Annotated in this window: 11 protein-coding genes and 1 riboswitch; of the genes, 3 read left to right on the plus strand and 8 right to left on the minus strand. The window is 52.7% G+C overall.

Annotated features, from left to right (window positions below; genetic code table 11):
- Window positions 1–146: 146 nt before the first annotated feature.
- Window positions 147–998, minus strand: coding sequence for a glutamate racemase (murI, locus tag On2M_RS22770; RefSeq protein ID WP_210905493.1), 852 nt, complete (start codon window positions 996–998; stop codon window positions 147–149).
- The gene (gene btuB / locus On2M_RS22775; RefSeq protein ID WP_187260213.1) at window positions 943–2799 is read right to left on the minus strand and encodes a TonB-dependent vitamin B12 receptor BtuB; all 1857 of its coding nucleotides are present in this window, start codon (window positions 2797–2799) and stop codon (window positions 943–945) included. Before btuB ends, murI begins: the two co-directional genes overlap by 56 nt.
- Before the next feature lie 64 nt (window positions 2800–2863).
- Window positions 2864–3051, minus strand: a riboswitch (cobalamin riboswitch).
- Between the two features lie 115 nt (window positions 3052–3166).
- Between btuB and trmA the strand changes: the two genes are divergently transcribed.
- Window positions 3167–4267, plus strand: a complete 1101-nt coding sequence (trmA, locus tag On2M_RS22780; protein ID WP_210905494.1) for a tRNA (uridine(54)-C5)-methyltransferase TrmA — start codon at window positions 3167–3169, stop codon at window positions 4265–4267.
- A gap of 45 nt (window positions 4268–4312) precedes the next feature.
- On the opposite strand, the gene On2M_RS22785 is transcribed toward trmA, so the two are convergent.
- Both On2M_RS22785 and fabR read right to left on the minus strand, forming a co-directional pair.
- The gene (locus tag On2M_RS22785) at window positions 4313–4672 is read right to left on the minus strand and encodes a YijD family membrane protein (RefSeq protein WP_003028863.1); all 360 of its coding nucleotides are present in this window, start codon (window positions 4670–4672) and stop codon (window positions 4313–4315) included.
- A gap of 15 nt (window positions 4673–4687) precedes the next feature.
- On the minus strand, window positions 4688–5323 hold the full coding sequence (fabR, locus tag On2M_RS22790) for an HTH-type transcriptional repressor FabR (RefSeq protein WP_003028862.1): 636 nt from the start codon (window positions 5321–5323) through the stop codon (window positions 4688–4690).
- 191 nt (window positions 5324–5514) lie between these two features.
- Here fabR and sthA point away from each other — a divergent pair, with 191 nt between their 5' ends.
- Window positions 5515–6915 carry a Si-specific NAD(P)(+) transhydrogenase gene (sthA, locus tag On2M_RS22795; protein WP_114683787.1) on the plus strand — a complete coding sequence of 467 codons (1401 nt, stop codon included), beginning with the start codon at window positions 5515–5517 and terminating at the stop codon, window positions 6913–6915.
- Here sthA and oxyR read toward each other — a convergent pair.
- The 4 genes from oxyR to argC form a co-directional block, all read right to left on the minus strand.
- Window positions 6898–7815, minus strand: coding sequence for a DNA-binding transcriptional regulator OxyR (oxyR, locus tag On2M_RS22800; protein ID WP_151218472.1), 918 nt, complete (start codon window positions 7813–7815; stop codon window positions 6898–6900). The genes sthA and oxyR overlap by 18 nt on opposite strands.
- 250 nt (window positions 7816–8065) lie before the next feature.
- Window positions 8066–9439, minus strand: coding sequence for an argininosuccinate lyase (argH, locus tag On2M_RS22805; RefSeq protein ID WP_151218471.1), 1374 nt, complete (start codon window positions 9437–9439; stop codon window positions 8066–8068).
- A gap of 74 nt (window positions 9440–9513) precedes the next feature.
- The gene (gene argB, locus On2M_RS22810; RefSeq protein ID WP_151218470.1) at window positions 9514–10287 is read right to left on the minus strand and encodes an acetylglutamate kinase; all 774 of its coding nucleotides are present in this window, start codon (window positions 10285–10287) and stop codon (window positions 9514–9516) included.
- A 10-nt stretch (window positions 10288–10297) separates the two neighbouring features.
- A complete protein-coding gene (gene argC / locus On2M_RS22815; RefSeq protein WP_187254041.1) occupies window positions 10298–11302 on the minus strand; it encodes an N-acetyl-gamma-glutamyl-phosphate reductase in 1005 nt (334 codons plus the stop codon).
- Between the two features lie 155 nt (window positions 11303–11457).
- Between argC and argE the strand changes: the two genes are divergently transcribed.
- Window positions 11458–12609: an acetylornithine deacetylase gene (gene argE, locus On2M_RS22820; protein ID WP_210905495.1), complete on the plus strand. Its 1152-nt coding sequence runs from the start codon at window positions 11458–11460 to the stop codon at window positions 12607–12609.
- Window positions 12610–12680 lie beyond the last annotated feature (71 nt).

Consider the following 12680-nt stretch of genomic DNA (forward strand, 5'->3'; position numbering starts at 1 on the left):
CGAAGTTCTCAGTGGAACCCCGCTGACCCGGCGGCTTGTAATCCGTTGTTCCGTGTCAGTGGAGGCGCATTATAGGGAGTTATTTCAGGCTGACAAGGGGAAATTTAAAATAACTTTCCGAACGCGTATTTTTTCATCAAAACTACCTAAACTGCCAGTTTTTCGAGCGTCTTAAAGCCATAACGCTGCAGTACGGGCAATAGTTGTTCAGCTTCTGTCGTCATTGCCATACAGAATGCGACATTGTCGTCGGATGATTTTGCATCTGGTGCTTCATGTTCTAATAACCAGGCCGTGCGACGCGCAATCGCAGCACCAGAATCAACCAGCCGCGTCCCCTCGGGCAGAACCTGTAAAAGCTCTTCCTGTAATAGAGGGAAATGAGTACACCCGAGCACCACTGTGTCAGGGGGTTCCGACATCCGCAGCCACGGACGCAGAATGCGGCGCAGCTCTTCCAGAGAAACTGTTTCACCGTGCAGCTTCGCTTCAGCCAGTTCCACCAGCTCGGCAGAACCCAGCATCGCTATCTGACATTCGTTTGCAAACCGCGCAATCAACTCATGAGTATATGAACGTTTCACCGTTGCACGCGTAGCCAGCAACCCCACCACGCCATTCGCCGTGAGTCGCGCCGCCGGTTTAATCGCAGGCACCACGCCAACTACCGGAAAAGCAAATTTCTCCCGTAACGCAGGGAGCGACACCGTGCTTGCCGTATTACACGCGATAACCGCAAGAGAGAGGGGATAGCGCTGCTGGACCGCAGTCACAATCTCAACAACGCGCTCAACGATAAACGCCTCGCTCTTCTCTCCATAAGGAAAGGCGACGTTATCAAAAGCGTAGATATAGTGGAGATCCGGGAGAAGACGCCGGATCTCGTCATAGACCGACAACCCACCGACGCCGGAATCAAACACCAGCACGGTGGGACGTGGATCAGAAGGTGTAGCTGCCAGACAAGGTGTATTCCCGTCCTGCAGTTGCGTAGCCATAAACTGTCTCGTAATCTTTATCGAACAGGTTGGCGATTTTACCACGAACTGTCAGCTGTGAGGTGATTGGATATGATAATCCGATATCCCATAAGCTGACGCCGCCCAATTTAACATCACGATTATTGTCGAAATCATTATCGTAACGTTTACCTATATATTGATACGCAACGTTCCAGCCCAAATCCTGGACCTGTCCGGTTAACTCATACTTAACCTGCTGTTTTGCACGGCGATAGAGCACCTTGTTTGTGTCATCATCACGCGGGTCAACGTATTGTAGCGTCAGATTATGTTCTACGGGGCCTGTCGTAAAGTTTCCGGTCCATTCCAGCCCTTTAATCGTGGCTGATTTAACGTTGACGTACTGATTATTCTTGTAGTCGATCAGGTTTTGAATTTCATAGTGGTATGCGGAAAGACGCCAATTAAGCGGCCCTGTCAATCCATCAATACCTGCTTCCCACTGTTTAGATTCTTCCGGTTTCAGATTCGGGTTGGCAGCGATACCCGGCCCATAGGATGAGGCAAAGCGCGTCGCCCCGTATTGCTGACCCAGCGAGGGCGCCAGGAAACCAGTACCGTAAGAGAGCGTTGCACGATAACCATCAACAAACTCCCAGCCAGCTGCGGTCTGCCAGGTACCATGCCAGCCGAATTGTTCGTCATGATCTTCACGGCCCGAGGCTTCCAGCGTGACGCTCTCAATTTGTTGCTGCCCGGTCAGATAAAGTCCCGTTGTATCACGTTTATAAGCATCTGATTTCGTCGTACTGCTGGATGTCAGCTTCTCTTGTTTCCAGTCGACACCGCCGCTAATTGCCCCATGCCCAACCGCAACGTTATTTCCCCACTGAATATAGCGTTGTTCCATATTATCCAGCGTAGCGTCTCCCGCATAACGGCCGAGTTCGTTGCTATAGTTGTAATCTTTGAGATGCTGGTAGTTAGCAATAAGTTGGGAGGAGTAGATACCAGAGCTGTAACGAAGACCTGAATCCCAGGACTGCGTGTAATTCTGGGCTTCGTCATTCCCTCCAGGATTACCCCACGAACCCTGGTCATAATCACTATTAGCGGTATATCCATAACCACGGAAGAAGCCGGAGACGTTATCGCTAAACTTGTGTTGAACGCCGCCCCAGAACAGCTTATTACGATAACCATCGCGGTCGCTGTCACCGCTGTAGGGTGAGTCGGGTTGAATGTTAAAACCTTTCGTCGTCTGGTAAGCACCAGCCGCCGTCACCATCGTGTCACCAAACCGCTTATTAACCGAGCCGTCATAGGTTTGATAACCATCAGTCCCCATACCCGCGTTGATCTGCGATTTCTCTTCATCACTCATCGTAATGATGTTAACCACACCACCGATCGCACCAGAGCCGTACACTGCTGAACGGGGTCCGCGAATGTATTCAACACGCTGCACCAACGATACCGGAATCTGGCCAATGTCGATCGCATTGCCGATGCCGGCACGTGCCATCGGCACACCATCAATCAATACCAGAACGTGACGAGATTCAGTGCCGCGAACATACAGAGAGGAACTTTTACCCATACCGCCGCTCTGGGAGATATCTACGCCTGGCAATCGACGCATGACATCGTTCAGATCTTTTGACTGCCAGCGTTGAATATCTTCACGCGTGACCACATCGGTGGGGGCAAGAACAGTATTAACAGGCTGCTGAAAACGGTTGGCAGTGACGACGAGAGTATCCGGGCGAGTGTCCTGTGCCCAACCAGAAAATGCCGTGACGGACAACGCCGTGCACAGCAATGATTTTTTGATCATTGTAAAGCATCCACAATTTAAGAAGGATGCCGCAGGTCCCACCGATAGTACGCGATGATGAAGACCAGATGCGACGTTAGCCGGCAGGTCTTCGGGCTTGGAGGCGACATAAAGAGACGATGACTTCCCGCGGCAAGCCGCAGTGTCTGCACCAGGTGCGCTCATCTCTTACCTTCCTTACCGCTGCGCGTCAGCTCCAGATTTACACTGGATTCCCTTTTAACTCACAGGACCGGAAAACGGATGCTACAGTTTGTTACAACCTGGTGTCCAGACCGCATATCACATTATCGGAAATCATCAATGACTGGACATCTGTTGAGCAATCCCTACAATCCCCGCGTACTTTTATTTTTCAGGACGCATCATGACCCCCGAACACCTTCCGACAGAACAGTACGACGCCCAGTTAGCTGAAAAAGTAGTGCGTCTGCAGAGCTTAATGACGCCATTTTATGCACAGGCTCCGGAAGTGTTTCGCTCACCGGTCAGCCATTACCGTATGCGCGCCGAATTCCGCCTGTGGCATGACGGTGATGACCTGTACCACATCATGTTCGACAGCCAGACCAAAAGCCGTATTCGCGTCGACAGCTTCCCGGCTGCCAGCGAGCTCATCAACACGCTGATGACGGCAATGATCGACGGCGTTCGCAACAACCACGTCCTGCGCCACAAACTGTTTCAGATTGATTACCTCACAACCCTGAGCGATCAGGCGGTGGTATCGATGCTGTACCATAAAAAATTAGATGATGAATGGCGTCAGGAAGCCGAAGCGCTGCGAGATGCGCTGCGGGCGCAAAACCTGAACGTCCATATGATTGGTCGGGCAACCAAAACCAAAATTGAGCTGGACCAGGACTACATTGACGAACGCTTGCCGGTAGCAGGTAAAGAGATTATCTACCGCCAGGTTGAGAACAGTTTTACCCAGCCGAATGCCGCCATGAATATCCAGATGCTGGAATGGGCAATTGATGTCACCAAAGGGTCAAAAGGCGATCTGCTTGAGCTGTACTGCGGCAATGGCAACTTCTCGTTAGCCCTGGCGCAAAACTTCAACCGTGTACTGGCCACCGAAATCGCCAAACCGTCCGTGGCTGCTGCGCAGTACAACATCGCGGCTAACCACATTGATAATGTACAAATTATTCGCATGGCGGCCGAAGAGTTTACTCAGGCGATGAACGGGGTACGCGAGTTCAACCGTTTGCAGGGAATCGATCTGAAGAGTTACCAATGTGAAACCATTTTCGTGGACCCACCGCGCAGCGGTCTGGACAGCGAAACAGAGAAAATGGTGCAGGCGTATCCGCGTATTCTGTATATATCCTGCAATCCGGAGACATTATGTAAGAACCTGGAAACGTTAAGCCAGACGCACAATGTTTCACGTCTGGCTCTGTTTGATCAGTTCCCGTATACGCACCATATGGAGTGCGGCGTGTTACTGACCGCAAAATAAGTGATGACCTGGCCGGGAGCGCTTCGCTTGCCCGGCCGACAAAGATTACTCCACAATTTCCTGTTTACGGTTACGCACTTTAAAACCGATCCAGAACACCAGAATCACCGACAGTACCGCCGGGAAGAAGTTAGAGCCAATATCCGGGTATTCAGCGCGTACCACGGTGCTGTACAACAGAACACCGAGAATAAAACAGGCGGCAGCCAGGCCCGGTAGTCCCACAGGCATGGTGCGGTTCTGATAGCGCTGATGCAGACAATAAACCGTCAGCACCAGCGAAATAATCGGGAATACTGAGAATGGCACAATGGAGCTAAACAGCGCCGCAAATGTGCCATTGATCGATAAGCCAGCAACCAGCGCCAGCAGCAGCGTACCTTTATCTTGACCTGACTGTTTCATTGCTTGTCCTTCTCGTTACTCGGAGTGGTGCGTCATCTTTTCTTGTTCACGGCGGTACCAATAGAATGCGCCTTTCGCGATCATGCGCAATTGCAATACCAGCCGCTCTTCCAGCTGCCGACGCTGTTCAGCGCCAACATCCAGTGCTTCTGCCCCGGCGCTGAACACAATGGTTACCATGGCTTCGGCTTGCGCTTCAGTAAACGCACGAGGCATATGGTTTTCGAGTTCCAGATAGTCCGCAAGTTCCGCAATGAAGTGCTGAATTTCACGTGCGACCGCTGCACGAAACGCTGCGGAAGTCCCCGAACGCTCGCGCAATAATAAACGGAAGGCGTTGGGATTGTTGCCAATGAACTCCATAAATGTTGAGACCGAGGTGCGGATCACACTCCCCCCCTTAGCAATACGCTGACGCGCCTGACGCATCAACTGGCGCAGCATCAGACCACTCTCGTCCACCATCGTCAGGCCGAGTTCATCCACATCGCGGAAATGGCGATAAAACGAGGTTGGCGCAATGCCCGCTTCACGAGCGACTTCGCGTAAACTGAGGCTGGCAAAACTACGCTCAGCGCTGAGTTGACTAAATGCGGCTTCTACCAGCGAACGCCGGGTTTTTTCTTTTTGTTGCGCTCTAACGCCCATCACGATGTCTGAATCCTTCCACATACCTTGCTGGCACTATACCAGAGATTAGGCGGTTGGCATGGCTTTGTGAATGATTGTTTACGCGCAGTTTGTGCTTCGACTTCGCAAAAAAGCACAACGATAATTGGGTTATCCTGACAACGATGTTACTATTCTGTTGCTTTTATGTATAAGAACAGGTAAGCCTGACCATGTCACATTCCTACGATTACGATGCAATAGTAATAGGTTCCGGTCCCGGCGGCGAAGGCGCTGCGATGGGTCTGGTTAAGCAAGGAGCGCGCGTCGCGGTGATTGAGCGCTATCATAACGTCGGTGGAGGCTGTACCCACTGGGGCACCATCCCGTCGAAAGCTCTCCGCCACGCCGTCAGCCGTATCATTGAATTCAATCAGAACCCACTTTACAGCGACCACTCCCGACTCCTTCGTTCTTCTTTCGCCGATATTCTCAACCACGCTGATAACGTCATAAATCAGCAGACACGTATGCGGCAAGGATTTTACGAGCGTAACCACTGCGAAATTTTGCAGGGCAATGCCCGTTTTGTTGATGAACACACGCTCGCTCTGGAATGCCACGACGGCACGGTGGAAACGCTGACCGCGGATAAGTTCGTTATCGCCTGCGGTTCACGCCCCTATCACCCTGTAGACGTCGACTTTTCGCATCCCCGGGTGTATGACAGCGACTCGATCCTGAGCCTGCACCACGAACCCCGCCACGTTTTGATTTATGGCGCAGGGGTCATTGGCTGCGAATATGCATCGATTTTTCGTGGAATGGACGTCAAAGTCGATTTAATCAACACTCGCGATCGTCTGCTGGCGTTCCTCGATCAAGAGATGTCCGACTCGCTCTCTTATCACTTCTGGAATAGCGGTGTCGTCATTCGCCACAACGAAGAGTACGAGAAGATTGAAGGCTGCGATGATGGCGTCATCATGCATCTGAAATCCGGTAAAAAACTGAAGGCCGACTGCCTGTTGTACGCCAATGGTCGCACCGGTAATACCGATTCGCTGGCGCTGGAAAATATTGGTCTGAAAACTGACAGCCGCGGACAGCTGAAGGTCAACAGCATGTACCAGACAGCGTTACCGCACGTCTATGCCGTTGGCGATGTGATCGGCTATCCGAGCCTGGCATCAGCAGCCTACGATCAGGGACGCATTGCCGCCCAGGCGTTGGTAAAAGGCGAAGCGACTGCGCATCTGATCGAAGATATCCCGACCGGGATTTATACCATTCCGGAAATCAGCTCCGTCGGTAAAACGGAACAGCAGCTCACGGCAATGAAAGTTCCCTACGAAGTCGGTCGCGCCCAGTTTAAACACCTGGCACGGGCACAAATCGTCGGTATGAGCGTCGGAACGCTGAAGATTCTGTTCCATCGTGAAACTAAAGAGATTCTGGGGATCCACTGCTTTGGGGAACGCGCGGCCGAAATTATTCATATCGGTCAGGCGATTATGGAGCAAAAAGGTGGTGGTAACACCATCGAGTACTTCGTTAACACCACCTTTAACTACCCAACGATGGCGGAAGCCTATCGGGTAGCGGCGCTAAATGGCTTAAACCGCCTGTTTTAACGCACTGTCGAAATGGCCATCCATTGATCCACGGATGGCCTCTGCCAGCTGTTCATAACGACTGCGCAGCGGCGAACCTGGACGATACACCAGGCCAATCGTCCGGCGTGGTTCAGGCTTGATGCAGGGCAGATAAACAACACCATCACGCTTACGCTCAGACGGAACAGCCAGCGCAGGCAATAAAGTAATACCGCTGCCTGCCGCCACCATGTTGCGTAGTGTTTCCAGACTGGTTGCCCGAAAATGGGTATCCTCATCAGCGCCCGCTTCAAAGCAGAAGCCCATCGCCTGATCGCGCAGGCAGTGACCATCCTCCAGCATCAGCAGTTTTTCACCCGCCAGATCGGACATCGGCACACAATCCCGGTTTGCCCATGGGTGATCTTCATAGATCGCCAGCAACATAGGCTCATCAAATAACGGCACTTCGATGAACGCTTCACTCTCTTTCACCAGCGCCAGAATGACGCAGTCGAGCTTACCGCTGTCCAGTTGCGCCAGCAGTTGATGCGTCTGCGCCTCATGGAGATACATTTCCAGTTTTGGGAAGGTCTGGTGCAACATAGGAATAATATGCGGCAGCAGGTATGGCCCCACCGTTGGGATCAAACCAATATGCAGCGGGCCAGACATTGTCTCGCCTTGTTGGCTTGCCATCTCCTTGAGCACTTTGACCTCGCGCAGCACGGTACGCGCCTGATCCACCAGCAGTAAACCTGCCTGAGTGAACAGCACCTTGCGACTTGTACGCTCCAGCAACATAACGCCAAGCTCATCTTCCAGCTTACGGATCTGGCCGCTCAGCGTTGGTTGGCTTACGTGACAGGAGTCTGCCGCTCGTCGGAAGTGACGATGTTCGGCGAGTGCCACCAGGTATTCAAGATCACGAATATTCATTATTCATCCTCCATCGCCACGATAGTTCGTAGCGATAGGTAGCATAGCAACGAACGATTATCCCTATCAAGCTTTCTGTTTAATAATGCACCACAGAAACGGAACGGTACCCCTTTAACCCTTGAAGCTACTGTCCGTTCTCATACTCGAAATAACTAAAGCCAACGTGAACTTTTGCGGACCTTGTGTCCGCATTTTTTTGCATAAAAAAGCCCGGCGTAGCGCCAGGCTCGAATCATTACCCATCAATTTACGCCAGACGCGCCTTCGCATAGTCGATCGCCTGCGCAACCTGCAGGGGCGAAACGCCGCCTTTCGCCGCACGTTTGTCTAAGCAAGATTGCAACGAGAGGATCGGGTAAACGTCATCGCCAATGACCTGGCTGAACCGTTGTAAATCGGCAAGCGACAGAGCTTCCAGCGGTTTGCCCTGCCGAATCGCCTCAACTACCGTTTCACCCACAATATGGTGCGCTTCGCGGAACGGAACACCTTTTGCCACCAGATAATCCGCCAGTTCAGTGGCGTTAGCATAGCCCTGCTGCGCAGCCTCCTGACAACGCGGACGTTTCACCTGAATGCCATCCAGCACCAGCGCGGCCATATGCAGGCAATCCAGCCAGGTGTCGAGCGCGTCAAACACCCCTTCTTTGTCTTCCTGCATATCTTTGTTGTATGCCAGCGGGAGGCCTTTTAACGTCATCATCATGCCGGTCAGCGCCCCCTGCACACGACCGCATTTACCGCGGATCAGCTCCAGTGCATCCGGGTTTTTCTTCTGCGGCATCAGAGATGAGCCCGAAGTCACACGATCGGACAGCTCAACAAAGCCCGCTTCCCCGGTATTAAAGAAAATAAGGTCTTCAGCAAAACGTGACAGATGCACCATACCGATAGAGGCGTCGGAGAGTAGCTCCAGCACGTGATCACGGTCAGAAACGCTATCCAAACTGTTGCGCGTCGCCGAGGCAAAACCCAGCCAACCGGCCAACTGCTCGCGATCGATTTCATATGCCGTACCCGCCAGCGCGCCACAGCCTAACGGGCTAACGTCTAAGCGTTTGAGTGTGTCCTGCAGACGGCTCTCGTCACGCGCCAGCATTTCAACATAGGCCAGGCACCAGTGGGCAAACGTCACAGGTTGCGCACGTTGCAGGTGGGTGTAACCCGGCATAACCGCGTCCTGGTTATTCTCTGCCGTCACCACCAACGCACTTTGCAACTGACGATTGGCCGACAGCAATTCAATAACCGTATCTTTACACCACAGTTTAAGATCGGTCGCGACCTGGTCGTTACGGCTACGTCCGGTATGCAGTTTTTTGCCAAGCTGGCCGACTTTATCGATCAGCTTTCCTTCTACCCAGCTATGAATATCTTCGGCATCGCTTTGCAGGATCTGCTGCGGATTCGCCCTAACCTCTTCCAGCAGAGTATTCAGCGCCTCTTCCAGCTGAAGCTGCTCATCGGCGGTCAGTACGCCAACTGTTACCAACGCTTTGGACCAGGCCACAGAGCCGACAATATCCTGTTCTGCCAGGCGGTAGTCAAAACGCAACGAGTCGTTGAACTGTTTGAACCGCTGATCTGCTGCCTGTGTAAAACGCCCACCCCAAAGTGCCATAACATCGTTCCTTTATTCATTAGTTCCGCCGGGTAGCGCTGCGCTTACCCGGCCTACAGTCATTCAATAAAAACTTACGCTAAAATCCGCGTACCAATTGGCGTGCCGTTAAACAGCGCCGGAAGTTGATCGGCATGACGCCAGGAGGCGATATCCACCGGACGGCCCAGCGTACGCGCAGCATCCAGTGCCGCATTGACCTTCACGATCATGCCATCAGTAATAATACCTTGTTCAATCAGTTGTTCCGCTTTGACGGCGGTCATTTCAGCAATACGCTGACCTTTACCATCCAGAATACCACTTACGTCAGAGAGCAGGATCAGATCCGCCCCCAACGTTGCTGCCAGCGCCGTTGCCGCCTGGTCGGCATTAACATTCATCAGTAGCCCGTCTTCAGTAACGCCAATGGAGCTCACTACCGGCAGAAAACCACCTTCCAGCAGCGTGTTAATCAGCTTAGGCGAACCCGGCTGCGCCAGTCCAACATGACCCAGCTCTTTATCGAGCGGCGTCACCTTTACGCTGTCACCATCGCCAAGATACAGACCCACAGACGCGATGTGATGTTTTTTTGCCCAGGCCAGTAAGGTTTTATTCGCTGTTCCCGCCAGGGCGCCGGTAATAATGTCAATTTGATCGGCTGGCGTGACGCGCAGGCCATTTTTCTTTTTTACCGGCAGATTGAGCTGCTTCATCAGCTCATCAACCACGCAGCCGCCACCGTGCACAATGACCAGTGGACGCTGATGCGACTCACGATAATTCACCAATGCGGTAAACAGACGCTCCAGCGCCTCTTCGCTATCCAGTAAAACGCCGCCCAGCTTGATAATTAATGGATTCATTGTTGCACCTTTACATAAGAGACTGCGTTTGGGCAAAGCCAAAACGAATATTTGCGCACTGCATCGCCTGTGCTGCCGCGCCTTTCAATAAGTTATCTTCAGTTGCCACCACGATCAGGTGCTCACCCTGTACAGCGAACCCGATATCACAGAACGGTAAGCCAACCACGTTCTTCAGCGCTGGAACGCCTTTGTCATACAAACGCACCAGTGGCTTATCGCCATACGCCTGTTGCAACGTCTGGGCCACTTGCGCATGGGTTACGCCCGCTTGCAAACGGCAGGTGATAGTTTCCAGGATGCCGCGGGGGAAGTTACCCAGATGCGGGGTGAAGATCACTTCCGCACCAAGGTGAATCGCGATTTCCGGCTGATGACGATGGGTAAACACGCCATACGGCTGTAGGCTCACCTCACAAAAGCTGTTGGAAATAGCCGCCTTACGCCCCGCGCCGCTCACGCCGCTGGTGGCGTTGATCACCGGCCACTGGCTGAGATCCAGCAGCCCGGCATCAATCAGCGGTTTAAGCGAAAGCTGCGCCGCTGTTGGGTAACAACCTGGTACGGCAATCAGATTCGCGTCTTTTAGTTGGTCTTCGCTCCACTCCGCCAGCCCATAAACGGCCTGCTCCAGCAGGTCAGGGTGCTGATGGGTAAAGCCGTAATATTTTTCATAGAACGCGCCGTCGTTTACGCGAAACGCGCCCGAAAGGTCAAACACCACGCATCCAGCCTGCAGGAACTGCGGGGCCAGGTCATGACTCACCTCATGAGCCGTTGCGAGGAACACAATGTCCACCCCTGCGCTAAACTCGCTGATATCTGACATTGGCTGCAACGGTAAATCGACAATGCCTTTCAACTGCGGATGCAAATCGGAGATTAATTTTCCTGCATCATTGCTTTGCGCTGAGACGGTCAAAGCGGTTATGTTCATATCAGGATGGCGATTTACATAGGTCACAAGCTCTGCGCCGGCATAACCACTGGCGCCCACAATCAGCGTATTCAACATCGGGGCTGCTCACCTTCTTAGATTCTGTTGCCAGGTATAAGCCTTTATCACCTCACCTTACACTTGGTGGGTTTTATTATGCTTAACGTTAATGTATTTTTATTCACAAATGTTGCATGAATATTGATACTATCATGACCCGAGGTGTGTCAACAATGAAAAACAATTTACCGCCATTTATCGAGATTTACCGCGCTCTGATTGCCACACCGTCGATTAGCGCCACCGAAGAAGCGCTCGATCAAAGCAATGCAGGTTTAATCACTCTGCTTGCGGGCTGGTTTAAAGATTTAGGCTTCAATGTAGAGGTCCAGCCGGTTCCCGATACGCGAAATAAATTCAATATGCTGGCGAGCATCGGGCAAGGGGCTGGCGGTCTGTTGTTGGCGGGCCATACCGATACCGTCCCGTTTGATGACGGACGCTGGACGCGCGATCCGTTCACTCTCACCGAGCATGACAATAAGCTCTACGGTCTGGGTACGGCGGATATGAAAGGCTTCTTCGCCTTTATCCTCGATGCGCTGCGCGACGTCGATGTCACGAAGTTGAAAAAACCCCTGTACATTCTGGCCACTGCCGACGAAGAAACCAGCATGGCGGGTGCACGCTACTTCTCTGAAACCACCGCCCTGCGACCGGACTGTGCGATCATCGGTGAACCCACCTCCCTGCAACCGGTCCGCGCGCACAAAGGTCATATCTCTAATGCGATTCGCATTTTGGGGCAATCGGGCCACTCAAGCGATCCGGCGCGTGGCGTCAATGCGATTGAGCTGATGCATGACTCCATTGGCCATATCATGACTTTGCGCGACGACCTGAAAGAGCGTTATCACCATGATGCGTTTACCGTCCCGTATCCGACGTTAAATTTGGGTCACATCCACGGTGGCGATGCTGCCAACCGCATCTGCGCCTGCTGCGAACTGCATATGGATATTCGCCCCCTCCCCGGCATGACGCTCAACGATCTCAGTGGCTTACTTAACGATGCGCTGGCCCCGGTCAGCGAGCGCTGGCCGGGTCGCCTGACGGTGTCGGAACTGCATCCGCCCATTCCAGGCTATGAGTGCCCACCTGACCATCAACTGGTACAAGTGGTTGAGAAACTGCTGGGCGCGCAAACGGAAGTGGTGAACTACTGCACCGAAGCGCCGTTTATCCAGACGCTTTGCCCAACGCTGGTGTTGGGTCCTGGCTCCATTAATCAGGCGCATCAGCCGGATGAGTATCTGGAAACGCGTTTTATCAAGCCGACGCGGGAGTTAATTACCCAGGTAGTGCACCACTTCTGCTGGCATTAACCGCTTATCGCCTCGCTAACCCTTTAGTGGTAAGCGAGGTAATTTATTAACATTTCCATAAGCAACGCTTA

Source organism: Citrobacter sp. On2M (genome assembly GCF_018035235.1).
Taxonomy (GTDB): Bacteria; Pseudomonadota; Gammaproteobacteria; order Enterobacterales; family Enterobacteriaceae; genus Citrobacter; species Citrobacter meridianamericanus.

Excerpts from the sequence above, each read along its gene's own strand:
- sthA (WP_114683787.1), top strand. The coding sequence starts at position 5,515 with ATGTCACATTCCTACGATTACGATGCAATAGTAATAGGTTCCGGTCCC.
- oxyR (WP_151218472.1), bottom strand. The coding sequence starts at position 7,815 with ATGAATATTCGTGATCTTGAATACCTGGTGGCACTCGCCGAACATCGT.
- argH (WP_151218471.1), bottom strand. The coding sequence starts at position 9,439 with ATGGCACTTTGGGGTGGGCGTTTTACACAGGCAGCAGATCAGCGGTTC.
- argB (WP_151218470.1), bottom strand. The coding sequence starts at position 10,287 with ATGAATCCATTAATTATCAAGCTGGGCGGCGTTTTACTGGATAGCGAA.
- argC (WP_187254041.1), bottom strand. The coding sequence starts at position 11,302 with ATGTTGAATACGCTGATTGTGGGCGCCAGTGGTTATGCCGGCGCAGAG.
- btuB (WP_187260213.1), bottom strand. The coding sequence starts at position 2,799 with ATGATCAAAAAATCATTGCTGTGCACGGCGTTGTCCGTCACGGCATTT.
- argE (WP_210905495.1), top strand. The coding sequence starts at position 11,458 with ATGAAAAACAATTTACCGCCATTTATCGAGATTTACCGCGCTCTGATT.
- murI (WP_210905493.1), bottom strand. The coding sequence starts at position 998 with ATGGCTACGCAACTGCAGGACGGGAATACACCTTGTCTGGCAGCTACA.
- On2M_RS22785 (WP_003028863.1), bottom strand. The coding sequence starts at position 4,672 with ATGAAACAGTCAGGTCAAGATAAAGGTACGCTGCTGCTGGCGCTGGTT.
- trmA (WP_210905494.1), top strand. The coding sequence starts at position 3,167 with ATGACCCCCGAACACCTTCCGACAGAACAGTACGACGCCCAGTTAGCT.